The 22,550-nt window shown below is 68.9% G+C and carries 22 protein-coding genes and 1 pseudogene; 19 read left to right on the top strand and 4 right to left on the bottom strand.

Going from position 1 to position 22,550, the window contains the following annotated elements; genetic code table 11:
- Positions 1-221: 221 nt before the first annotated feature.
- From ABZ887_RS47005 to ABZ887_RS46970, 8 genes are all read left to right on the top strand, one after another.
- Positions 222-1,340 (top strand): asparagine synthase-related protein, encoded by a 1,119-nt coding sequence (locus ABZ887_RS47005; RefSeq protein ID WP_361305098.1) that lies wholly within the window; start codon positions 222-224, stop codon positions 1,338-1,340.
- A 25-nt stretch (positions 1,341-1,365) separates the two neighbouring features.
- The gene (locus tag ABZ887_RS47000; protein ID WP_361305096.1) at positions 1,366-2,679 is read left to right on the top strand and encodes a dihydrofolate reductase family protein; all 1,314 of its coding nucleotides are present in this window, start codon (positions 1,366-1,368) and stop codon (positions 2,677-2,679) included.
- Positions 2,680-2,689: 10 nt separating this feature from the next.
- The gene (locus tag ABZ887_RS46995) at positions 2,690-3,034 is read left to right on the top strand and encodes a YciI family protein (protein ID WP_361305094.1); all 345 of its coding nucleotides are present in this window, start codon (positions 2,690-2,692) and stop codon (positions 3,032-3,034) included.
- A gap of 8 nt (positions 3,035-3,042) precedes the next feature.
- Positions 3,043-4,254 (top strand): sigma-70 family RNA polymerase sigma factor, encoded by a 1,212-nt coding sequence (locus tag ABZ887_RS46990; RefSeq protein ID WP_361305092.1) that lies wholly within the window; start codon positions 3,043-3,045, stop codon positions 4,252-4,254.
- A gap of 399 nt (positions 4,255-4,653) precedes the next feature.
- Complete coding sequence (locus ABZ887_RS46985) at positions 4,654-5,388, top strand: lasso peptide biosynthesis B2 protein (protein ID WP_361305090.1); 735 nt, start codon at positions 4,654-4,656, stop codon at positions 5,386-5,388.
- A 107-nt stretch (positions 5,389-5,495) separates the two neighbouring features.
- A complete protein-coding gene (locus ABZ887_RS46980; protein ID WP_361305088.1) occupies positions 5,496-5,954 on the top strand; it encodes a hypothetical protein in 459 nt (152 codons plus the stop codon).
- A gap of 25 nt (positions 5,955-5,979) precedes the next feature.
- Positions 5,980-6,447 carry an ATP-binding cassette domain-containing protein gene (locus tag ABZ887_RS46975; protein WP_361305086.1) on the top strand — a complete coding sequence of 156 codons (468 nt, stop codon included), beginning with the start codon at positions 5,980-5,982 and terminating at the stop codon, positions 6,445-6,447.
- 22 nt (positions 6,448-6,469) lie between these two features.
- Positions 6,470-6,625, top strand: coding sequence for a hypothetical protein (locus ABZ887_RS46970; protein ID WP_361305084.1), 156 nt, complete (start codon positions 6,470-6,472; stop codon positions 6,623-6,625).
- 186 nt (positions 6,626-6,811) lie between these two features.
- Here ABZ887_RS46970 and ABZ887_RS46965 read toward each other — a convergent pair whose 3' ends face one another.
- Entirely contained in the window at positions 6,812-8,449 is a 1,638-nt protein-coding gene (locus tag ABZ887_RS46965) for a hypothetical protein (protein ID WP_361305082.1), read from the bottom strand.
- Between the two features lie 380 nt (positions 8,450-8,829).
- Here ABZ887_RS46965 and ABZ887_RS46960 point away from each other — a divergent pair.
- Positions 8,830-9,473 (top strand): annotated as a pseudogene (locus ABZ887_RS46960) (transposase family protein).
- 2 nt (positions 9,474-9,475) lie between these two features.
- On the opposite strand, the gene ABZ887_RS46955 reads toward ABZ887_RS46960, so the two are convergent.
- Positions 9,476-9,643: a hypothetical protein gene (locus ABZ887_RS46955; RefSeq protein WP_361305080.1), complete on the bottom strand. Its 168-nt coding sequence runs from the start codon at positions 9,641-9,643 to the stop codon at positions 9,476-9,478.
- 319 nt (positions 9,644-9,962) lie between these two features.
- Between ABZ887_RS46955 and ABZ887_RS46950 the strand changes: the two genes are divergently transcribed.
- The 6 genes from ABZ887_RS46950 to ABZ887_RS46925 all read left to right on the top strand — a co-directional run bounded on the left by ABZ887_RS46950 (position 9,963) and on the right by ABZ887_RS46925 (position 16,119).
- The gene (locus ABZ887_RS46950; RefSeq protein ID WP_361305078.1) at positions 9,963-10,250 is read left to right on the top strand and encodes an FAD-binding protein; all 288 of its coding nucleotides are present in this window, start codon (positions 9,963-9,965) and stop codon (positions 10,248-10,250) included.
- Entirely contained in the window at positions 10,210-11,049 is an 840-nt protein-coding gene (locus tag ABZ887_RS46945; protein ID WP_361305076.1) for a GMC family oxidoreductase N-terminal domain-containing protein, read from the top strand. The genes ABZ887_RS46950 and ABZ887_RS46945 overlap by 41 nt, the downstream gene beginning before the upstream one ends.
- 439 nt (positions 11,050-11,488) lie before the next feature.
- The gene (locus ABZ887_RS46940) at positions 11,489-12,499 is read left to right on the top strand and encodes an ATP-binding protein (protein WP_361305074.1); all 1,011 of its coding nucleotides are present in this window, start codon (positions 11,489-11,491) and stop codon (positions 12,497-12,499) included.
- Between the two features lie 85 nt (positions 12,500-12,584).
- Entirely contained in the window at positions 12,585-14,255 is a 1,671-nt protein-coding gene (locus ABZ887_RS46935) for a Mu transposase C-terminal domain-containing protein (RefSeq protein ID WP_361305072.1), read from the top strand.
- Complete coding sequence (locus ABZ887_RS46930) at positions 14,252-14,995, top strand: ATP-binding protein (RefSeq protein WP_361305071.1); 744 nt, start codon at positions 14,252-14,254, stop codon at positions 14,993-14,995. Before ABZ887_RS46935 ends, ABZ887_RS46930 begins: the two co-directional genes overlap by 4 nt.
- A gap of 14 nt (positions 14,996-15,009) precedes the next feature.
- Positions 15,010-16,119 (top strand): hypothetical protein, encoded by a 1,110-nt coding sequence (locus tag ABZ887_RS46925; RefSeq protein ID WP_361305070.1) that lies wholly within the window; start codon positions 15,010-15,012, stop codon positions 16,117-16,119.
- A gap of 20 nt (positions 16,120-16,139) precedes the next feature.
- Here the strand turns inward: ABZ887_RS46925 and ABZ887_RS46920 are convergent, their stop codons facing one another.
- Complete coding sequence (locus ABZ887_RS46920) at positions 16,140-16,694, bottom strand: XRE family transcriptional regulator (protein ID WP_361305069.1); 555 nt, start codon at positions 16,692-16,694, stop codon at positions 16,140-16,142.
- Positions 16,695-16,929: 235 nt separating this feature from the next.
- Here ABZ887_RS46920 and ABZ887_RS46915 point away from each other — a divergent pair, with 235 nt between their 5' ends.
- The 3 genes from ABZ887_RS46915 to ABZ887_RS46905 all read left to right on the top strand — a co-directional run bounded on the left by ABZ887_RS46915 (position 16,930) and on the right by ABZ887_RS46905 (position 20,676).
- Positions 16,930-19,149: a helix-turn-helix transcriptional regulator gene (locus ABZ887_RS46915; protein ID WP_361305067.1), complete on the top strand. Its 2,220-nt coding sequence runs from the start codon at positions 16,930-16,932 to the stop codon at positions 19,147-19,149.
- A gap of 6 nt (positions 19,150-19,155) precedes the next feature.
- A complete protein-coding gene (locus ABZ887_RS46910; protein WP_361305065.1) occupies positions 19,156-19,713 on the top strand; it encodes an XRE family transcriptional regulator in 558 nt (185 codons plus the stop codon).
- Between the two features lie 381 nt (positions 19,714-20,094).
- Entirely contained in the window at positions 20,095-20,676 is a 582-nt protein-coding gene (locus ABZ887_RS46905) for a hypothetical protein (protein WP_361305063.1), read from the top strand.
- 289 nt (positions 20,677-20,965) lie between these two features.
- Here ABZ887_RS46905 and ABZ887_RS46900 read toward each other — a convergent pair whose 3' ends face one another.
- The gene (locus ABZ887_RS46900; RefSeq protein ID WP_361305061.1) at positions 20,966-21,700 is read right to left on the bottom strand and encodes an adenylate/guanylate cyclase domain-containing protein; all 735 of its coding nucleotides are present in this window, start codon (positions 21,698-21,700) and stop codon (positions 20,966-20,968) included.
- A gap of 109 nt (positions 21,701-21,809) precedes the next feature.
- On the opposite strand from ABZ887_RS46900, the gene ABZ887_RS46895 reads away from it, so the two are divergent.
- Positions 21,810-22,523 carry an adenylate/guanylate cyclase domain-containing protein gene (locus ABZ887_RS46895; RefSeq protein ID WP_361305059.1) on the top strand — a complete coding sequence of 238 codons (714 nt, stop codon included), beginning with the start codon at positions 21,810-21,812 and terminating at the stop codon, positions 22,521-22,523.
- The last annotated feature ends 27 nt before the right edge of the window (positions 22,524-22,550 follow it).

Below are 22,550 nucleotides of genomic sequence, written 5' to 3'. Positions count from 1 at the left end.
TCGACGAGGCTGAGGACTCTGGACGTCAGGTCGGCGGCCCGCTCGCCGTCGACCAGCAGGGACGGGCCGTCGAGCCAGTCCAGGCCGGGGGTGGCCGCCCCGGCGTATCTGGAGACCTGAAAGGACAAGGACGACATGGACGCAACGGGGTGGCTCGCCGGGGGAGCGTTCGAGGCTCCGCCGAACGCACCGGCAGGGTCTGGCATCCCTCCGATAGCCGGGTGCGGGTGGTGGTCAACGGGGAGGTCAGTGCACTGATCACCGGGGCCTGCCGCGCCAGCGACCACGAGGTCGGCCGTATCGCGGGCCTGGTCGCCCGGGGCCGAACCGAGGAGATCGTCACGTTGGACGGCTCGTACTGGATGGTGGTCACCGACTCGGGACCGCGGCGGACGGTGGTGGCGGGGGACCTCGCCGAGACCCGCGCGGTCTACATGGCGGCCACTGAGCGCGGGCCGGTGTGGGCGACGGACGCGACGCGACTGGCCGCGCAGCTTGGCCGGGGAACGGACCTGAGGCTGCTGGCCGCCCAGGTCGCCGTACGGGCGGCCGGACACTGGCCGCACCGCTCGGTGTGGGAGGGCATCGAGCGGGTGCACGGCGGCCACGCACTGGTCCTCGATCATCGGGTCGCCCGCACGGTCGACGTCCGGCCCCGCCCGGACGGCCGGACCATGAAGGACGGCGCCGAGGAGGTCGGCAACGCCCTGCGGGCGGCCGCACAGGCGTACGCGCGTGAGGCGGGCAAGCAGATCAGCGCCGACCTGTCCGGCGGGCTCGACTCATCCGCCGCCGTCCTGGCCGCCGCCGGGGAGACCCGGGTCCTGGCGGTCGCCTACGGCGGCCCCCTCGCTGACCGCGTGGACACGGAACTGGCCGTACGGGTCGCTCAGTACGCCGGCGTCGAACACCACATCAGCCCCGGAGGACCGGCAACAGCCCACTTCCTGCGCTGGCCGGACCCCCTCCCGCCGGCGCCCGCGATGCCCGTCTCGTCGTACGCGCTGGACGCCGACTACCTGCGGCCGGCGCGCGGCATCTCGCCTGTGCACCTGACCGGTCACGGCGGCGACGTCGTGCTCGAGTCCTCGACAGCCGCCTGGACCGCGCTTCTGCAGGCCGGACAGCGCAAGCGGGCCCGGGCCGCGGTGACCGCGCTCGCCCGCCGCGTCAACGAAGCCCCGGGCCCGCTGTGGAAGGCCGTCCAGGACGCCGCCCGCGGCCGCCCGCACGCCATGGGCCCGGGCCGCCGAAGCCGTCGCGCAGGGGCGGGCGTCGGGGGACGGGCTGGGCGCCTGGACGTGGTGCCCCGTCGGACCGGCCGCCGGATGGCTGACTGAGCAGGGCCGCGAGACCGTCTCCCAGATGCTCGATGAATCCGGGCGCGCGGTGGGCGACGTCGACGCGGGCGAGTGGGACGACTGGAGCGCGCCGACCCACAACGGGTCAGTCCTGCGCGACAGCGCCCCCGTGCTCGCCGAGCACGGCATCGTCCGGCAGGTCTCCCCGTTCCTGGACAACGAGACGGTCCGGGCCTGCCTGAGCATCGGCGCGGGCGAACGCCGCCGCCCCGGCACCTACAAGCCGCTGCTCGCCCTGCTCGCCCTGCCCGCCCGGCTGGTCGGCTGTGATGATGGGGATTCTTGGAATCGGCCACTGTCGCTCTTCGCTCCACTTTGTTGCTGCTTGAACGGTGTGGGGAAGATGGGCATCGAAGATGCAGACGTGGGCCCCGCCGGCCTGGCGGTCGCCGGGCTGCGGAGACCTTGCCGGTGTCCGAGGTGGCTGTGCTGTCACCGGTGTCAGGATCTCGCAGAAATGTGGGCCGCATCGGGATGGCGGGAGTTTGGGGGCACGGGGCCAGGCGTCCCCTCCGGGGAAGACAGGTCATTTGTCGACGAAGGCCCGCTGCTGTTCAGAGCCTCTTCCGAGCTTTCGATGCAGGTCAAAGCCGTGATCGGGAGTGATGGCGGCTTCAGTGGTGACCTAGCCGGAAACTTGGTGGCATGGATGGTGTCGATTTCGGCGGGGTCCGTTCGTGTAGGGGGTGAGCCGGGCCGCACAAGAGTGGTCCGCCAAGGACAGGGGCAGGTCATGCGAACGATCACGGCGACGATGTCGGTCACCCTCGATGGAGTGGTCCAGGGCCTTGGCCGCCCGGACGAGGACACCCGCGGCGGATTCACCCACGGAGGCTGGGGCGGGAAGTACAACGACCAGGTCATGGGCATGGAGATGGGCAAGAGCATGGCCAAGCCCACCGACATGCTCTTCGGTCACCGCACCTGGAAAGACTTCATCGGCGCGTGGGCAGGTGCGACCGACGGCAACCCGTTCACCACGCACATGAACGCGGCCACGAAGTACGTCGTGTCCCGGACCCTGAAGGACGCCGACGCCTGGCAGAACTCGACCCTGCTCAGCGGGGAGGCGGCCGAGACAGTGGCCGAACTCAAGGCCGGCCCCGGCAACGACCTGTCGGTCATCGGTAGCGCCTCGCTCATCCACTCCCTGCACGCCGCCGGGCTGATCGACCACTACCAGCTGCTGATCCACCCGCTGACCCTGGGCGGCGGCACGCGCCTGTTCGAGGGCCCCGCGCCGCTGACCGAGTTCGAGCTCACCGACTCCGTCACCACCACCAAGGGCGTGATCATCGCCCGCTACTCCCGCCGATAAGGGAGGAGCCGTGCCCCAGTACCTGCTCGCCATCCAGCAGCCGGACGGCCCGCTGCCTGACGCCGAGACCATGGCCGAGGTCATCTCCGCTCTGCACCGGTTGAACGAGGAACTGCGCGAGAGCGGCTCGTGGGTGTTCACCGGTGGCCTGCACCCTCCCAGCACGGCCACCGTCGTGCGCGCCGACGGCATGCTCACCGACGGCCCGTACGTCGAGGGCAAGGAGCACATCGGTGGGATCTGGGTGATCACCGCGCCCGACCTGGACGCTGCGCTCTCCTGGGGCCGCAAGGCGGCAGCGGCCACCATGCTGCCGATCGAGGTCCGCCCCTTCCAGGACGTCGAACCGTATTGAGCACCACCATGACGCCGCAGGAGATCGCGGCCGTCTTCCGCGCCGAGTACGGCAGAGCCGTTGCCGTACTCGTGCGCGGGCTCGGCGACATCACCCTGGCCGAGGACGCGGTCGCCGACGCCTTCGAGACCGCACTCGTCAGGTGGCCGGTCGACGGCGCCCCACCCCGGCCGGCCGGCTGGATCATCACCACCGCCCGCAACCGGGCCGTCGACCACCTGCGCCGCGAGAACGCCCGCGCGCACAAACACGCCGAGGCTGCCCTCATCCAGGCTCCGGCAGCCGAACCCGTCGAGGAGAGCGCCGTGCCGGACGACCGTCTGCGGCTCGTCTTCACCTGCTGCCACCCGGCCCTGGCCCGCCCCGCCCAGGTCGCGCTCACCCTGCGCCTGCTCGGCGGCCTCACCACACCCGAGATCGCCCGCGCCTTCCTCGTGCCCGAAGCCACCATGGCGCAGCGGCTGGTGCGGGCCAAGGCGAAGATTCGCGACGCACACATCCCCTACCGGGTGCCGTACGACGCCGACCTGCCCGAACGCCTCGGCGCGGTGCTCGCGGTGCTCTTCCTCATCTTCAACGAGGGCTACGTCGCCACCTCCGGCGAACAGCTCGCCCGCGGCGAACTCTGCATCGAAGCGATCCGTCTGGCCCGCCTGCTGGTCGAGCTGATGCCCGACGAGCCGGAGGCAGCGGGCCTGCTCGCGCTGATGCTGCTGACCGAGGCACGCCGCCCCGCCCGCACCGACGCCGACGGCGCCCTCGTACGCCTCGCCGACCAGGACCGCTCGCTATGGGACGCCGACCTGATCGCCCAGGGCAGGGCGATCGTGCGCGCCTGCCTGCGCCGCAACCAGCCCGGCCGCTACCAGCTGCTCGCCGCGATCAACGCCGTGCACACCGACCCGGTCACCGACTGGACGCAGATTCTCGCGCTCTACGACCAGCTCGTCCGACTCGATCCCAGTCCGGTGGTCGCGCTCAACCGTGCGATCGCCCTCGCCGAGATCGAAGGCCCCGCGGCGGCGCTTCGGCTGGTGGACGACCTGGACCTCAAAGCCTTCCACCTGTTCCACGCAATCCGCGGCGACCTCCTCGCCCGCCTCGGGCGGACCGGCGAGGCCCGGCAGGCCTTCGACACCGCGGCCTCGCTCACCAACAACCAGACGGAACACGCCTACCTGATCGCCCGACGCGACCAGCTCGGCGAAACACCTGGATGACCTCGCCGCGGCGGGCGCCCCCCAGACCAACTCGCCTGGCCGACTCATGCTGTACACACGGCGCGCCGCGTGCGGCCCGATAACCGCAAGCTGGGGAATGACCCGAGCAGCTCTGCGGAGTCCCTGAGCCCAGGGTGAGGAGTTTCAACGATCCCCATCAGTGACTCGAAGGGCCACTTCGGACCGCTGCTCTATCAGGGGCTGCGGGCACGCCAGCAGCAGCTGCACGAGCTGATCGACGCGAGCGCACTGGCCACCGCCGGGCTCATCGATCCCGCGCCCGTGCACGCCACGCTCGCATCGTCTCGGGAGCGGGCCGGCAGCCGCTGCCCGCGCTGGAGAACTTCCTGACGACGTCGTGGTGGCTGTCCCGCGCCGCCGCCCCGGCCATCGTGGGAGGTGCACGGTGATGCGCATCCCGCCCGGCGTGCACCGCGCCCCCTCGGCGACGGCGACCTGGCCGTGCTGTCCGTCCGTACCGGCCAGTGGCACTGGATGAACCACACCACCGAACGCGTGTGGGCCGCAGCGCTCGACAACCCGGTCCCCGAACTCGCCAGCCAGCTGCGCGCCGAGGGCATGACCGGCCCCATCGGCACGCTCGCCGCCCAGACCGTCGCCTTCCTCACCCGCGCCGGACTGCTCACCAACGACGGACCGGGCAACAGCACCCTCCCGCCGCAGCCGCCGCTCCTCAACCGCCCCGTCCCGGCCGCCTCGGACGACCCGCCGCTTGGACCGCGGCTGCGGGCCGGCATCGGGCTCCTCCTGGCACTCGGGCTGATGAAACTGCCCCTGCGGATCCGGATGGCCCTCGTGGACCAGGTACGGACCCTGCCCGTCGCCTCCGGGCAGCAGACTGCGACGGCGCACGCGGCCGTTCTGCGGATGCGGCCCGCCTGGTGGCCCGCCCGCATCGCGTGCATGGAGGTCTCCCTGGCCACGGTCGTCACTGTCGCCCTGGGCGACCGCCGCGCGCACTGGGAGCTCGGTGCCCGCCACTGCCCCGCCGAGGCACACGCCTGGGTCTGGACCCCCGAAGGTGCAGTGGGCCTGTCCGGACGGGACGCCGACGACCCCCGGCGCCCCTGGACCGCCGTCGCCACCACCCCGCCAGTGCGCCCGAACGAGTGAATCGAGTGGAGTGAAGTTGACGCCCGGGCCGGTTTCTCTGCTCGGGCCCTTCACCGGGCAGGGACACCGGCGTGCCGGTGAGCCCCTGGCGCCTCTACACCAGACGGGTGACAGCACCCGCCCAACCCGCCGTCGGGCCCGCGCCCTTGATGCGGCTCACCGACGACAGCGCAGGCACACGGCCCGCCCTGCGCCGGCTGCCCGCCGTCCTCGCCCGCATCAGCCGCCTGGCCTGGCACGCCGACCGTCCGGCCGCGATCACCGTCCTCACGGCCCGGACAGCCGCCGCCGTCGCCCTCGCCGAGCTCGTCACTACCAGACGCCTCACCGCGGCCGCGGCGGGCACCGCCGTGTTCGCCCTGACCACCCTGACCCGCACCGCCGCACGCGTCCTGCGCACCGCGCTGTTCGTCGACTACTGGGCAACGTTCCTCGAGGACGCCGCCCGGCACCGCACCCACCGCGGCACCACCCCCCCTGCCCGGCGACGGACCGGCCGTCATCAGCGCCCGCAACCTCACCTTCACCTACCCAGGCAGCGACCGGCCCGCCGTCGACGGCGTTGACCTGGACCTCAAACGCGGCGAGACCGTGGCTCTGATCGGGGAGAACGGCTCCGGCAAGACCACCCTGATCCATCTCCTGACCGGCCTCTATCTTCCGGACTCCGGTGACGTCGCGTGGGACGGCGTGAGCCTCGCCGACATCGACTCTGCTGACGTCTGGCGGCAGGTCGCCATGACCCCGCAGGAGTACACCCGCTGGCCGATGACCGCCCGCGAGAACATCCCCCTCGGCACACCCAGTCCCGACGGCGACGCCGCCGTCCATGCCGCAGCCCGAGCCAGCGGCGCCGACCAGATCCTTGACCGTCTCCCCGACGGCCTGGGTACTTCCCTCGCCCGGTCCTGGTGGGGCGGACACGATCTTTCCGGCGGGAAGTGGCAGCGCATTGCCCTCGCCCGGTCCTTCCCGCCGACGCCGGCGTGCACATCCTCGACGAACCCACCGCCGCGCTCGACGCCCGCGCCGAGCGGCAGGTCTTCGACGCCTCCGTGAACTCGCCGCCGGACGCACGGCTTTGGTCATCACCCACCGGCTCGCCAACGCCCGGATCGCCGACCGGATCATCGTCATGCGCGACGGGCAAGTCACGGAGACGGGCAACTATCAGGAACTACTGGCGAGCGGCGGCCTGTTCGCAGAACTCCACCGCCTCCAAGAAGGAGCTGAGTAACCGAAAGGCCAGCTCTAGGATCCGCGAGGCGATGCGCAATGGCGGCTGAGGATGTGCAGTGAATCCGAAAATCCGGGCTCCGCGCGCAATGACTCCGGACCGTAACCGATGGTTGTCGATTTGAGAGCAGGGATGGATGCATCGCGGCGCCTGGTTACGAGTCGTGTCCTCGTCCGCGCACCTGGTTTAGTGTGCACGCGAACTGACTCCCTCACACTCTCCGTATTTCACCTCGGCAGCCATTTTTCGGATCAAGCCGTTCTGGCATTGTTGCACCGCCGCAATGAGCAGTGCGTAAAGCAAGGCGGACAGCAGACCAGAGGCAACGATATACAGGAACAACCAAGAGGCGAGCGAAAACTCCAAATATGGGTCGGCGAGAGACCTGAGGCTCACAATCTGGGTGACCGGTAGAACGAACAATGCGGGGCAGGCAACGGTAGCAAGGATCTTGTTGCGGCGGTTATGGCCGTCTAGCGTGGCCAATCGCCAGAGCTGGCGAGAAACGACGATCGGTGTGGCAACAACTGAGGCGAAAGCTAGAGTCACCGCCACGGGATGGCCACCGCGTCCGGACAACCGGTTTCCGGCCAGCACAATACGATGGAATGTGATTGCCCCAAGCAGTGGATACAGGAGCCATGAATAAATGAACAGTCCGGCAGCCACCGGCCACGCGGCAGTCTCAATCGCAGGACGCGCTTCCACATACAGGCCAGTGGCGCGCACTTTACCGACGAAGGGGGCATTTCGGTTCTCCCCATTTCTGCGATCTTTCAGAACGGAAGACAGCCACATCACTCGAAAAACCCCCAGAACTCCGAGCCACAGCACGTAAAGGCAAGTGGCCAATGCAGTTGGCACCCATTCCTGCCACGACCCAGGTTCCTTGAGACTTCCATAAGCGGTCTTTGCTACCAACCATGCGAGCAGAATCGCTAGCGTGAGCAGGCAGGCGGCCGGGAAGGAAAGGACCACTAGGTCGATGGGCTTCTCCGGGACCTGTTTCCGTTCAAGCGCCTTAAAGACTTTCCGTTCCTGCTCATAGATGCCGACCGATTTGTTCACAAACCAGCTGCTTGCGGTACTTTGAAGACTGAGTTCGTCTTGGTCGGCGAGGCTAAGAGTCTGCCTCTTGAGTCGGAAAGCAGACACAAACGGTCGGGTGGCCGCATAGCCGGTTACGAAGATGATGAAGAACAGCACTAGTAGCCCTGCGGCACCCATCTGGATCGCGTCGCCGACCGCCTTTGGCAGATCTCCCGCGCCACCACCAGTCATCAAGCTGACGGATTCCTTGTCAATTTCCTGAAAGCTATCCTCAAGGCGATCATCCTGGAAACTAAGCAAAAGATGATCCAGAAAATTTCTTCCCCCCGTCGCTTTTTCGGCAAGAATGGATTTTCCAGTGCTTTTGGCGGCGCGTCCAGTGATCTGGATAATGATCGATGCGACGATCGCCGCAGACGCCGCAAAGCCGATGACCGTGAGGGCGAAGCGGCTTGGCGGGAGGGATTTGCGATAGGCCGAACAAGCGGATCGATCCCGATCATGTTCGGGCGACAGCTTGCCGAGTGCCTCTTGAACGTGATAGTGGCGTTCAAGCGTCAGGAGTGACCGCTCAATGTGGCGGATGAGGAACATCCGCGTGCCAAAGGTCATTCGGGGAAGCCAAGCCAATGGCTTGAGAAGCCGCCATCGTGAGGGTCGGCAGCGCACCAAGATGAGTGGCGGCAGGGATGCCGAATCCTCCATCGCTTGCTCGTACATATTGAGCAGTTGCGGTACGCCAGTACCGGAAACTGGAACCACGGATTCGGGCATGGGTGCCAACTCTTCCCGCCTCCTCAACTCAGAAGTCATCTCTGGGCAAGTCATTGGACAGTGAACTCTCCCCGTGGTGCTGCAAAAATTCCGAACAGCATGCCGAGAGGTAGCCCTTTATGTCTAATCCAAAGGATTATCGGAGTTGCGTAGTGGATGGCTTGAGACTCAGCGCCAGGGGGTGCCGACTGGTGCTGAGCGTTTGGCGGGAAACGGCGGCCCCCACGGGCTGGCCCGAGCCGGGCGGCAGCACGGGCAACGATCACATACTGAGCCCTTTCCAACCTCGCTTGCCAGGCGGGCGGTTGGGCTGACAGACAGATGAAGCCCCTGGTAGATGGGTTTTCGACCAAGAGAACCGTCTCCACCAGAGGCTTCGCATGCTTGTCTACCCGTCCGGCGTCCACGTGTCCAGCTCGACCCTGCGCTTCCTCGCCGCCCGCCTGAAAGAACACCGCCGCGCTCTCGGAACCCGATGGCGGCGCCTGAACGCAGGCCGACAGGCCCTGCTCACCCTCGCCCACCTGCGCAACGCGCAGCTCGCGGCCGGATTCGGGATCGGCACCACCACCGCCTACCGATACATCACCGAGGCCGTCAACCTCCTCGCCGCCCTCGCCCCCACCCTCGCCGAAGCCGTACGAGCGGCGTCGACGAAGCCGATCCGAAGGGGCGTCTGATGTGGGCTTCATCAGCCTTGGCCGGCGCCGTCCACGACGTCCGGGCCGCGCGCGAGCACGGCATCATCGAGGCACTTGCCGAGGCCGGCATCAGCTGCTGGGCAGACAAGGGCTACCAGGGCGCAGGCGGCACGGTCCGTCTCCCTTGCCGCGGCCGATGGGATAGCCTCTCCATCGGCCAGCAGGCGGTCAACCGGTCCCACGCGAAGATCCGTGCATTGGTCGAGCAGGCCATCGCCACCCTCAAGTCCTGGCGCCTCCTGCGCAAACTCCGCTGCTCGACGACCCGGGTCACGAGCCTCGTCGAAGCCGTCCTGGTCCTCCAGCTCACTGCCACGGGCTGAGATCAACCCGCAGCATTCACCAGATCCGTCAACTCGGCTTCCGTCGTCCCGGCCCGCAGGCGAACGTCGAAGGTGTAACCCTCATCGCGGAACACCAGGTCAAGGTCCGTGGGTGCCAGCCTGCGGAAGACGATCGCCAACCAGATCGCGTCTTCCTCCCAGACGTCCATGTACAGGCAGGTACCGTCCTCGTGCAGATACGCCTCACCTGGGCCGTTCTCGGTCTCGAACCGCCGTATGAGGCTGCGCACTTCGCTGCGTCGAGTCGATCTCGACCCCGGACCACCGGGCACGGATCGCGTCTGTCAGACCATCCTGATCGACGCGCCATCCGCCCGCATCACCCTCGACCACCGCCAAGAACGTCATAGCCGGGGTCTACCAGACCTCCGTGACACAGCGCCGATCGGCCGTCGCCTGAAGTTGGAATGTGCTCACCGAAAGTGATATTCATGCGCTATGTAGTGATATCCGGTGAAAGGTGATCTCTTGTCCGATATCCAGGATTTCGACGTCATTATCGTCGGCTCCGGGGCTGCCGGTGGAATGGCGGCGCACGAGCTCTGTGCGGCGGGTGCTCGCGTCCTGATACTGGAGGCGGGCCGGGACTACGATCCAGGGACCGAGACGCCGATGTTCAACACGCCGCAGGACGCGCCTCTGCGGGCGGCCTCGACGTCGGACAAGCCGCAGGGTTTCTACGACGCCACCGTCGATGGCGGCTCACAGATCGCCGGTGAGCCCTACAGTCAGGCGGACCCCCCCGAATCCGGATAGGTCGAATCAGTTCAGCTGGTGGCGGCCGCGGATGCTGGGCGGTCGCACCAACCACTGGGGTCGGGTGGCGCTGCGCTTCGGACCGTACGACTTCAAGCCGAAGACCCGTGACGGACTGGGCTTCGACTGGCCGATCGAGTACGCCGACCTGGCGCCGTGGTACGACAAGGCCGAACGCCTCATCGGTGTCACCGGCCTTCCCCACGGGATCGAGAACGCCCCCGACTCCCCGCCCGGCGTCCAGCTCCCACCGCCGCCCCCGCGCGCCTTCGAGATGGTCCTCAGCCGGGCGTTCGAGCACCTGGGCATGAAGACGGCGGCGATCCGGGCGGCCGTACTCACCCGCCCGTTGAACGGCCGCGCGGCGTGCTTGTACTCGACCCAGTGCACCCGCGGCTGCTCCAGCCGCTCCAACTTCCAGAGCACGACCGTCCTCATTCCTCCGGCCCACGCCACCGGCAATCTCACCGTCGTGTGCAACGCCATGGTGTCCCGGGTCGACGTCGACGCGACCGGGCGGGCCGACGGGGTCACCTACAACGACCGGGTGACCGGCTCCGAGTTCTCGGTCACGGGGCGGGTGGTGGTGCTGGCGGCGGGAACCTGCTCGTCAGTGCGCATCCTGCTCAATTCGCGAAGCGCCGCGTTCCCCAACGGGATCGGAAACGGCCACGGGTTGGTCGGCAAGTACCTGACGGACTCGGTTGAGTTCTCGCTGCGATGTGCCGGTTTGGTGTCGGTGGTTGGTGTCAGTGACGGCATGTCAGGTCAGGGTGTTTTCGCTGCTGGCTGGTGTTGAGCATGGAGAAGTCACTGGCATGGGGCGGTGCGTGGTGCCGTTGCGGCTGTCATGGGGCGGTACACCCCGCCTTGTGCCTCTGTCTCGGGAACGGCACTTCTGATCCTTCTGTGGCTGCGCGGCGGCACGGTGGTCGGTGTCGGTTTTGCGCGTCCGGAAGGGTGTGGAGTGGGGGAGCCGGGTGCGTGGGGTGAGATCACGGCGGGGTTGAAGGTGTCCAGGCCGGTGCTGGTTGCGCGGTTGCTGGAGCTCGATGCGGCCGGGGCGTTGACGACAGCGCATGTTCGTGCGGGCGCCCAGGTCGGAGGGGTGAATGTGCGCACGGTGTGGCGCTGGCTGGAGGCGGCGCGGACGGAGGGCCGCGTGGAGCGCAGGCCCCGGGCCCGGCTGGAGTTGTCCGACCAGGCGTGGGGGGGTACTGGCCCAGGCGGGCGGGGACGTGGCGGCGCTGCACCGGCATATGAAGGAGGCCGGGGGCGAGGTGCCCTCGCTGGCCTCGTTGCACCGGGTGGTGCGCCGGGACGTGGGGGCCGGCAGGGTCCTGCCGGACCGCGTGGTGCTGCGGCGGGAGCGGGAGGAGGAGCAGCAGACGCGCCAGGCAGTGGCAGACCTCGCACTGGCCGGACCGCGGGAGGGCGGCGCGGCGAAGACGTCTACGCCGCCGCGTCTCGGACCAGAGGCGACCAGCGGCTTGCCGGCGGGGGAGAGTAGCGCGGTGGCGGGTGTGGCGTTGCCGGCGGGAGCGAAGCTGGTGCGGACGTCGTCGGTGCGGGCGGTGGCCGAGGCGGTCGGTCAGGCGATGGCGGTTCAGGGCGCGGTGTGTGTGTTCGGCGATGCGGGCCGGGGCAAGACCGCGGCCGTGCGGATGGCGCTCGGTGAAGTGCTTCCGGGCTGGAAGGTGACCTGGGTGCCGGTACCGGTGCGTTCGTCGGTGGCCGGCATGCGGCGGGCGGTGTTCGACGCTCTGGCGCTGCCGGGCCGTTTCCCGCACACGTCGACGCGGGCTGATGCCGCGGTCGTGGGTGCTCTGGGCGAGGCGCGGGTGCTGGTGGTCGATGAGGCGCAGCGCCTGCCTGTGCCGTGCCTGGAGTACTTGCAGAGCCTGTGGGACCACCCCGGCACGCGGGTCACGCTGGTGTTGTGCGGGGCGGGCAGCGAGCGGGCGCTGTCCCGGCTGCCGCAGCTGGCGTCGCGGGTCGACGCGTGGCAGGAGGTTCCACGCTTGGCCGGAGTGGAAGTCGCGACCGTGGTGACCGGCTTCCATCCGCTGTGGCGCACCGTCCCGGCCTCGGAGCTGACGTGGATCGACCAGTCGTGCGCGCACGGCACGTTCCGCACGTGGGCCGCTTTGACTGCGCATCTGCAGAACGCGCTGCTCACCACCGCTGACACGTCCGTCGACCGGGCCCTGCTACGGCGGCTGTTCAAGCGGGTCGCGCCGCCATTGTGAACGGAGCGCTCCTGCAACGGCCGGGGTGCTCGCATGCTCTCGGCCTCGGCGAACACACGACGTCCCACCGCGCGAGGGAGCTGGCATGGAGGATGAAGGCGCCGTCCGCGCAGGCGGCGGACTGCCTGCGGCGTCGAGGACGGCACTGCGCGGTCCTGCGGTGCGGCGGCTGCTCGCTCTGCGGGCGGGGAAAGGGCTGACGGCCGGTCATGTCCGCGTGGCTGCGGACGCGTTGGGGGTGTCGGAGCGCACGGTGTGGCGTTGGCTGGCCGCCGCCGAGCGTGACGAGTCCGCGGCCGCCAACCCTGGCGCACGGTCCCGGGCCGGTACGAGGTTCGCGATCACGTCTGAAGTCCGTGGGCTGTTGGCGCTGTGGAAGGGGAACGTGCGGGCGGTCCATCGCGAGCTGGTCCTCCGCGCGGCCCGGCAGTCTCCGCCTGGCGACGCACCGTCGTTGACGACGCTGCACCGGGCGATCCGTCGTGATCTGACGGCGGGGGAGCGGGCGGGGCTTGCGGGTGGGGAGCGGGCGGCGCGCAAGCATGATGTGTTCCTGGCCCGGCCGCGGGGCTGGCGCAATCAGGTGTGGGAGACGGACCACATGCAGGCGCCGGTGCTGGTCGACGTCGATGGCAAGGCCCGCAGGCCGTGGATCACGTGGTTCACCGACTGCGCGACGAACGCGATCACCGGCGTCGCGGTCACGCCGGGGGATCCGTCGCGGGAGTCGGTGCTGGCCGCGCTGCGCTCCGCGGTCCTGCATGAGGAACCCTACGGCCCGTTCGGTGGCCTGCCCGAGAAGGTACGGGTGGACCGCGGCAAGGACTTCCTGTCCAGGACGGTGACCGCCGCGTTCGATCTCCTGGACGTGGGCGTGGAGGACCTGCCCGCCTACACCCCCCACCTCAAGGGCACCGTGGAGGGTCTCAACCGGGCGGTGGAGAGCATGTTCCTGGCCGCACTGCCCGGCTATGCCCGACAGCCGCGCCCCGGTAAGCGTGCTTCCCGTCCGAAGGACGAAGTGCTGCTCGGCTTCGAGGACTTCACCGCCCGGCTGCTGGCCTGGACGCTCTGGTGGAACACCGAACATTGCCCCGCGCCCTTGCGGGGCAAGACCCCACTTGAGGCGTGGCAGGACGATCCCACCCCGCTGCGGGACGTGCCCGCGACGGATCTGTGGACGTTCACCCTGGAGGACGCCGGCACCCGCACGCTCACCACCCGCGGCATCCGTTTCAGGAGACGCGACTATGTGGGGCCGTGGATGACCGGGCAGGCCGGGATCCGGGTCCGGGTCCGGTTCATGCCCCACCACGACCGCCGGATCGAGGTCTACCACGCGGCCACCGGCCGCTACCTGGGTCCTGCGGACCTGGCCGACCAGGCCACCGGCGAACAGGTCAGCGCTGTACGAAGAGCGCGGGCCGCCCGCACTCGCCGCCTGAAGAAGGACCTGGAGGCTTCCCAGCGCGAGCGCTACGCCGCCGTGAACCAGCCGGAGGCGCCGCGTCGGCTTGGCGCGCTGACCACCGCGCAGGCCGAGGCCGAACGCGCCCAGGCCGCCGGCACCAACCTGTCGGATCTGGCGATGCCGGACCTCATCCCGCCCGCCGCGCCCCCGGCCGACTGGCGCACACCGCCCTCCCTCGTCACCCGGGCCATGCCCGGCCGGCCTTCTCCCGCCCCGTCCGAACATGCCCCCGGGCGCCCGCCCGGATCGACCGCTCAGACCACTGAAGACGGAGACGCCTCGTGACCGCGGCCACTTACCAGTACGTCGACCTGCCCGATGCGTCCGTGGTCACCACCCGCGCCCTGCTCACCGCCCGGGAGAACATCACCGACACCGTCGCCGCCCGCGCCATGATGTGCATCCACGGCGGCGCCGGCTTCGGCAAGACGCTCGCCGTCAACATCTGCCTGCGGGGACTCGAGCCGCACGAGGACGTCCGCAAGATCACTTTCCGGGCCCGTCCCACTGCCCGTGCGGTCCGCTACGAGCTGTTCACCGCGCTCGACCTGGCCGGGGAACCGCCGCGCCACCCAAGCGAGTTCGACCGGCTGCTGAAGACGGCCCTGGCCGAACGCCCCCGCACCTTCCTCGTGGACGAGGCCCAGTGGCTCAACGGGGAGGCGTTCGAATACTTCCGCTACCTGTGGGACGAACCCTCAACCCAGCTCGCGATCATCTTCGTCGGCGGGGAGGGCTGCCACACCGTGCTGCGCCGCGAACCGATGCTCTCCTCCCGCGTCTTCATCTGGCAGCACTTCACCCGCCTCACCCCCAGCGAAGTCCTCGAGGCCATCCCCCTGTTTCACCCCATCTGGGCCGACGCAGACCCCGACGACATCACCTTCGCCGACCAGCACGCCGCACACGGCAACTTCCGCGCCTGGGCCCAGCTGACCGCCCACACCCGCACCGCCCTGACCCGCACCGGCCGCCCCCGCGTCGACCAGGAACTGCTGCGCTGGGCCTTCAGCCGCCTCGCCTGAACCACCACGCCGCCATGCCGCCCGCCGTGCCACCGCCGGTCGCCGTGGTCATCGACCCGGGCGACGACTCGATCCACACGCACACCGCCCTGGCAGCCCACCACCAGCCGTCCGGCCGGATCACCCTGCACCCCGGCCCGGGCACCACCAGCGAAACCGGCCTCGCCCACGACCTTCTCGCCGCCCTGGGCAAACCGCCCCTGCTCCCGGGGCGTTTCCCCGCCGGTCGTCAGCCCGCCTGGGAAGCCGCCACCGCGTGGATGACCGCCCTGCCCGTGGACCGGATGACCGTCCTGCGCGCCCACCGCCTCACCGCCCGCCGCGCGATGCGCCTCCTGCAGTTGCGCGCTCTCACCGGCATCCATCTGACCCTGGTCTGCCACCGCCCGCACCTGCCGGCCGCCCTGCGGCAGGTGCTGCAGACGGCCGAGTACACCCTCATTACCGACTTCCAGGCCGCCCGCCGCCACTACTACGGCACGACCGCTCCCGTAGCCCAGCCTGCCGACGTGCCCGCCCAGGCGACCAGCCGGTGGCTCACCCTGCCCGCGCTGGAGCGCCTGGTCTCCTACGACAGCCCCGCTGCCTGTACCGGCCCGTGTACGCCGCCGCCGATCGTCTTCCGGCACCGCCCGCCACCGACACCCCTCACCGAGCAGACAGGCCGGGAAGCCGCCCGGCGCCTGGCGGCTGTGACCGCCCATCCCCGCATGGCCGCCGCTCTCGCCGCCGTGCTCTTCACCGGTGCCTCCTTCCAGCAGCTCGCCACTGCCCGCCCCAGCGACTTCGACGATGCCGTGGCCACCGTGGCCCTGCATGACCGCGCCCGCTACACCGACGGCTGCGCCACCTACCGCGTGCCGCCGTGGGCCCGCGTCTTCCTGAAGGCCGCCGTCTGCTTCGCCCGGCTCGCGCCTGCCCAGGACCAGCATCTGTTGGCCGGCCCGCACGACCGCACCCACTTGCTGCGTGTGGCGGAGGCGGCCAGACTGCGCCCGCCACAGCCGCCTGCCGGTCAGCGCGTCGGCTCTGTCGGCCGCATCCAGTGGGACTGGCGTGAACGCCAGGAAGCACAGGGCTACGACACGATGCTGACACGGCACCAGATCCCGCCCTCGTCCTGAGCCCGGAACCGGGTGCACGGTCAGGCGATGGAGAAATCGGCGAACTCGATGTCGGTGAAGGCGATCCCGAGTCCGTGGGCGCGCAGGCCCGTGTCTCGGAAGTAGGCATGTCGCAGCGCTCGGGCGAGGATCACCATCTGCTGCTGCTCGCCTGCGCCGGCGTCTCGGGCGGCGAACAGCTCGCGGGCCACTTCTCCGGACAGGTACTGGGTGATCAGCCGGATGCGCGGGTCGTCCGACGAGCCTGCCGGAGCGGCGAATCCGAACCGGGCCCTGGTGTGGAGGACAAAGCCGTTGGCTTCGGCCCGGGCCTGCAGACGGGCCCGTACCCGGGGCTGCCACCGTGCCCTGACGGCCTCGTCGATCAATCCCGCATGCGCAGCACTGGGGTTGCGGCGCATTCCCGGCCGAGTGGTGGTCCACCTCTGTACCGTGCGCTGGGAGATCCCCAGGAGGGCGGCCACGTTCTTCGTGGAGCCCTTCTCCGCCTTGAGCAGGAAACGCACAGCAGCGTCACGCGTGGGCACGGGACGGGTCAGCAACGCCTGTTCAAGCCCCTTGACGATCTCACCCATGCCCGCCCCGACCGTTCTGCCACCGCGATGGCCGGTGCATGGCGGCGTCTGCTTTCCCAGATCTCTCACACCAAGCCGCTTGCCCCGGCCAATTCAGGCATAGCCAGGACGCCACCGCTCATCCTCGGCTAGAGGACGTGAAGCAACGCAAGCCCCCGGGAGCGTCTCCGCCGTCCGTACGCGTTTAGTACGCGAAACGTGCGCTTCACGCTAGGGTCGGGGCTGGAGGTGCTGCATGTCCGAGCTGTTCGACGCGGTCGACGCGCTTATCGCGTCCCGCTCCCCGTTGCCGCCCCCGGCGGAGCGCAGGCGGCTGCGCCAGGCGCATGGCCTGACGCTGGACGAGGTGGCCGCCGCACTGCAGGTGCGGCGCGCGACGGTCAGCGGCTGGGAGGCCGGCAAGACCGAGCCGCGGCCGCCGGAGCGCGACGCCTACGCCCGCATGCTCAAGCAGCTCGCCCAGCTCTACCCCGCCAACACTCCGGTGCCCTCAGAGGACACGGCGGTTCCCGACACGCCTGCCCTCCCAGCGGCTCCTGCGCCACAGGGAGTTGAACCGGCCCAAACCCGTACCGAACCCACGGGCCCGATCTCAGAGCCTGCTTCCGAGGACACCGCGCTGCGCCCCGCCGCTGTGCCGCATCCGGCGGCGACTACCAAGCCGGCGTCGCGTCGGCCGCCCGCACGTAAGGCAGCCCCCGTCGGCACCTCGGCCGGTGGTGCCGAACCGAGGTTCGAAAACGGTCCGCTTGCGGTCGTAGACGTCGCCGACGGCCAGGTGCTGGCGTACTGCGTCGGCGGCCTGGTCCTGGACGTGCCGGCGAAGTCGATCCCGGCCCTGGTGGAGTGGACGCTGCGCGAAGGGCGGCTCGGCCAGCCGAAGTTGTCCGGGCCGGGCAAGGACGCCGACCCGCTGATCGTGCTGACCGAGGCCGCGTGCGAGCGTTACGGCCTGCCCATCACGCTCACCAAAGAGGAGCGCCTGGCCGGCCGGATCCCGGAGGGCCACAAGGTCATCAAGCAGCTGACGCGCGCCAACTGGCAGCTGACCAAGCGCGGCTTCGGGCCGTGGGCAAGGATCTACCGCCCCGCGCAGGGCTCGGAGCGATCCTGCGTGCAGCTGTGCATCCCGTCGTGGGACGCGCTCGACACCCGGCACTGGGCCGACGCTGCCCAGCTGCCGTCGGCCGACCTCGCGCGGCTCCTGGGCACCTATGCGGCCCGGGTGATGACGCCGCGCGGCTCCACCGCCGTCACGGGCCTGGAACTGATGACAGCCCTGCACCCGCCGACCCGCGCCTCCGAGCCCGACGCCGACGGCAGGCGGCATTCCGAGCGCAACCCCGGCTCGCTGGGCAAGGATTCGGTGGACTGCGCGCCGTGCGAGGCACCCGACGGGCACCCGCTTCTCGCCGATCTGCCGCGCTTCCACCAGCGCACCCCGGCGGAGGTCCTGGTGGAGGAGGCGTACGACTGGGCGCGCCCGCTCACCGACGCCGAATGCCTTCGCCCCCACCTGGTGGGTATCGACGTGAACATGGCCTTTGCCGCAGGCGCGAACGGCCTCACGGTCGGCCTGGGCGCGCCGACGCACGTCAAGAACCCCGTCTTCGATCCGAAGCTGCCCGGCTCCTGGCTGGTCGACCTGAGCCACGTCGACCTGTCCCGCGTGAAGGTGGCCAAGGACAAGTGGGCGCAGCTGGATGGCGAGCTGCTGCCCAGCCCCTTCACGCCGAAGGGCGAGCGCCCGACCGGTCCGGCCTGGTACGCCACGCCGACCGTGGCGTACGCGGTGGAGCTCGGCTACGACGCCCGCCCGATCGAGGCGTACGTCCGCCACGACAACGGCCGCTACCTGGACGGCTGGTACAACCGGCTGCGCGATGCCTACCTGGCCACGATGGCTGACCTCGGGGTGGGCGTGGACCTGTCCCCGGAGGAGTTCCTGAAGGCGATGGACGGTTACCGGCAGCGTGACCCCCAGCTGGCGGTCGTGGTGTCCGCGGTCAAGGCGACGGTGAAGGGCGGTATCGGCAAGCTGCGCGAGCGTCCCCGCGGGGAGGGCTGGAAGCCCGGGCAGCCGTGGCGGGCCCTCGCCCGGCCCACCTGGCGCCCGGACATCCGCGCCGCGGTCATCTCCCGCACCCGGATCAACATGCACCGAAAGATCGTCAAGCACGCCGCCTTCACCGGCCAGTACCCGGTGGCCGTCCTCTCGGACTGCGCCGTCTACGCCTCCGACGGACCCTCCCCGCTGGACTTCCTGCCCTACCGGGACGGCAAGCCGCTGCCGGGCGGCTTCAAGCTCGGCGTGAACCCCGGGCTGGTGAAGTGGGAGGGCACCCAGAGCGTGCTGTGGGGCGAGGGCGTGCGCGAGCAGTTCAACGCTCCCGAGCTCAACCTCGCCCGGTACATCAAGGACGGCACCGTCACCGACGTCGACAGCGGGGAGTAGCAGGCGATGAGTGTGTTCGGGGACGGCCTGGACGCCGCGGTGCAGAAGGCGTTCACCCGCCCGGCGCCCAAGAGCGCGCCCGCGCAGATGAGGTACCTGGTCAGGCAGCTCAAGAGCACCAAGGCGGTTGCCCAGATGCTGCGCATCTCCCAGCGCACCGTCGAACGGTACGTCAAAGACCAGATCAAAAAGCCGCGCCCGGACCTCGCCGCCCGCCTGGAGGCCGAAGTGAAGAAGCGCTGGCAGCCGCAGATCCGAGCCAAGGCGCGGCAGAAGGCGATGACCACGGGCGGCATCGTCATCGACACCCGCGCCCGGATCGGCTACACCGCGCCGATCGGCACGACGGATGAGGACCGCCTCCGGCACCTGACCGTCGCCCTGCCGCCCCGCTACGCCGCCCGCCTCTTCGCCGCCCAGGAGCAGGGCGCCAGCGACCAGCAGCTCCAGCAGATCGCCGCCGAAGCACTCAAGGAGGTGTACTTCCAGGACAACGGCCGCCGCGCCGGCCAGCTGGAGGAGGTCCGCTTCACCGACATCGAGCACCTCGAGTTCGACCTGTAGATCAGCACCGGGTCGCCGTCCTGTGCAACATGAATCGCGTGCCTGCCGGGAGCAGAGTGGAGAACTGGCGTGATCCTTCGGCTGCGTCTTGTCCGCGACGCCGTCCGGCATGCAAGTGAGCCGAACGACCCGTACGCGGGCACCGCCACTGCCTCGCCGTTGCCGACGAAGGGTAGAGCCGACGGCCGAGCCGGTATCCTGCCCGCAGGGCTGAGGCCCTGGGCTTCGCCGACGCCCACACCGCACCCGGACACCCACACTGCCCGGCACACTGGTGGAAGGTCTTCTGGGATCAACGGACCGCTTGACGAGCACCTTGACGATCCATCGAGCCGAGGTTGCCGTGTGGGGGCGAGGCCTCGGTGCCGAGAGGACCCGTCCATGACTAAACGCACTACCGAGCAGCAGCGCGCCCGCGAACTCCAGCGCACCGCACGCGAGCAGGGCACACACTTCAGCTACCACGAAGCCCTCAACTGGGTACGCGCCACCGCCGAAGCGCAGGCTGAGAATCCGGGCAAGATCGCCATCTGTGTACCGCACGCGCACTGCATCATGATCTTCGGGGCGGACGAGGACCCCGAGTACATCCGTGAATCGATCACGCCGATCCCCGCAGCCGAGGTCGAGTTCGCCAACGAGTTGCTCCAGCGGAGAAACGCTCTGATGCGCGATCACTCCAAGGCACAGCTCGTAGCCATGATCCGCAGCAGGCGGGCTATTCCGATCGCGGATCTCGTGCGCTCCACCAAGCAGGAGCTCGCCAACGATCTTGTGGACGGCGAGGACAGCCGCGAGCGATACGAGGCGTACGGGCGGGTGGCGCTGATCAACGGCAGGCCTGCGCGCGACTCGCGACCTCTTTGCGGAGGCGTCGGCTGCTCCAGCCACGACAGCGCGACGCCCTGGCCGGAAACCCGCGCGCGCTTCCGTGCCCAAGAGCCCTGCATCGTCGCCCAGTAGCTACCACTGGTCGCCGGCCTATACGGCCGCCCTCGTTTTTGCTCTGGGGCACTCAAGGCCGCCATCCCGGAAAGGCCGAAGCTGCCCGTACGTGCGCTGGCTGCTGGAACGTCGGCCTACCCGACGACAGCAGGGCCGGACGAGATCATCCTGTCCGGCCCTGCTGCTCACCAGATGGAGCGGATGCAAGGCCCTCCGAACGAGGGCGCATCGTTCCAAGGCCGGTGTTGGTCTGGATTGGCGTCAGCGTGAGTGGAACCGCTGGGACTGGTCCGGGGGCACGCTGGACCTATGTGACAGGCCACTCCCAGTTCGACCGGCAGACGGCCAGTTGCTCCCCGTTCACAGGGACGTGGTGTGCCTGCCACATGACCTTCCCATCCGTAACGGCACAGTGCTCCGGCATTGCGTCGTAGAGGGATCTGGTGATGTAGCTGCGGTATTGAGGGTCTTCCCGGATGTCGCTGAGTTTCGCTGCGACGTTCGCGGCGGAGCCGATGGAGATCAAGTCGTTGTGGTCGTAGATACCGGTACGGGCCATGAAGACTGGACCGGCCGCAACGCCGGACACGTGCCTGAGCTTGAAGCCCTGCCGTGTGAGTGACGGGAGACGTCGTTCGAGCGCTGGCCACACGAGTTTGTCCGTAGCGTAGGTGATCTCCAGTGCCGTCCGGACAGCACGGCCTTCCTTGTCTGCACCAACGAAGATGCCCATGACGCGGTCGCCGTCGAAGCTGCGGATGTGCCCATCGCGGTTTCGGATGACGCGACAAGCAGTGTTGATGAAGGCCCGGGTCACCTTGGCTGCGGTCCCCGGAGCGAACTCGGACACCAGTCTTGTCGAACCCATCATGTCGGTGTACAGGTAGACGGCATCGAGCTGGACTGCGCCGTCCCGAAGGACGATGTCGTCGGTCCTCGGGACGGTGAGTCCGTTTCGGATCTGCCACTCGTGACCCACCAGTTCGGTGAGCTTCTCCTCGATCGTGCTCTTCAGGCCCACAAGTTCCTCCAAGGCGCTCACCGACGAGGATGCCTTGATCCCGGAACTAGCAGCAATGGGAGAGATCTTCTGTTGTCAGTGGGGGCTGCTACGTTCCATGCCGGTATGGGCACAGGTGTGGGAGGGGCTTATGGCACTGGGCGATGACCTTCGGTCAGATGTAGACAAACTGGTAGGTACACCGTGGACCACCCGTAACGGCTATGTCGTTCCAGCCACAGACGACGTCAAGCTGTACTCCAACGACGCGGTCAAGCTGGACGCGGTGTACCTCTACGCGGACCTCTTGGGGTCGACGAAGCTGGCGCGGGAATTCCGTCCGGAGACTGCAGGAAAAGTGATCAGAGCTTCTCTTCGGACAGCTTCCACGATCATCAAGCGGCGCGGTGGAGAGATTCGCAGCTACGACGGCGACCGCGTCATGGCAATCTTCATCGGCGGCTCGAAGAACTCGAACGCTGCGAAGGCAGCGTTGCAGATCAACTATGCGATGCAGAAGATCGTGCAGCCCGGCTTGTACTCCAAACCGCCGCACCTGGAGCGCGACGGCTTCGAAGCTCGGATGTGCGTCGGCATCGCATCCGGGGAAGCGTTCATCGCCCGCGCCGGCGTTCGCGACAGCAGCGACCTCGTCTCCATCGGCCGAGCTCCGAACGTGGCCGCCAAGCTCAGCGACATCCGGGAGGCGGTTCAGTACCGGACGTACATCACCGCCGCTGTTTACAAGCTGCTCAGCGAGGAGACCAAGTTGTCCAAGGGCAAGAACATGTGGGAGGCCCGGAGCGCTGACGTCGGTGGTGAGCACATGACGATCTACCGCTCCAACTACTGGTGGAGCGTATGAGTACGCCTCAACAAGCAACGGAGACCG

Origin of the sequence: Streptomyces sp. NPDC047061 (assembly GCF_040643955.1) — a bacterium.
Taxonomy (GTDB): Bacteria; Actinomycetota; Actinomycetes; order Streptomycetales; family Streptomycetaceae; genus Streptomyces.
This window is presented reverse-complemented; position numbering and strand designations above follow the sequence as displayed.

Coding starts and splice junctions, on each gene's coding strand:
- ABZ887_RS47000 (WP_361305096.1), top strand. CDS start 1,366: ATGCTCGATGAATCCGGGCGCGCGGTGGGCGACGTCGACGCGGGCGAG.
- ABZ887_RS46920 (WP_361305069.1), bottom strand. CDS start 16,694: ATGGGTGAGATCGTCAAGGGGCTTGAACAGGCGTTGCTGACCCGTCCC.
- ABZ887_RS46935 (WP_361305072.1), top strand. CDS start 12,585: ATGGAGGATGAAGGCGCCGTCCGCGCAGGCGGCGGACTGCCTGCGGCG.
- ABZ887_RS46925 (WP_361305070.1), top strand. CDS start 15,010: ATGCCGCCCGCCGTGCCACCGCCGGTCGCCGTGGTCATCGACCCGGGC.
- ABZ887_RS46910 (WP_361305065.1), top strand. CDS start 19,156: ATGAGTGTGTTCGGGGACGGCCTGGACGCCGCGGTGCAGAAGGCGTTC.
- ABZ887_RS46965 (WP_361305082.1), bottom strand. CDS start 8,449: ATGCCCGAATCCGTGGTTCCAGTTTCCGGTACTGGCGTACCGCAACTG.
- ABZ887_RS46915 (WP_361305067.1), top strand. CDS start 16,930: ATGTCCGAGCTGTTCGACGCGGTCGACGCGCTTATCGCGTCCCGCTCC.
- ABZ887_RS46905 (WP_361305063.1), top strand. CDS start 20,095: ATGACTAAACGCACTACCGAGCAGCAGCGCGCCCGCGAACTCCAGCGC.
- ABZ887_RS46895 (WP_361305059.1), top strand. CDS start 21,810: ATGGCACTGGGCGATGACCTTCGGTCAGATGTAGACAAACTGGTAGGT.
- ABZ887_RS46955 (WP_361305080.1), bottom strand. CDS start 9,643: ATGGACGTCTGGGAGGAAGACGCGATCTGGTTGGCGATCGTCTTCCGC.
- ABZ887_RS46990 (WP_361305092.1), top strand. CDS start 3,043: ATGACGCCGCAGGAGATCGCGGCCGTCTTCCGCGCCGAGTACGGCAGA.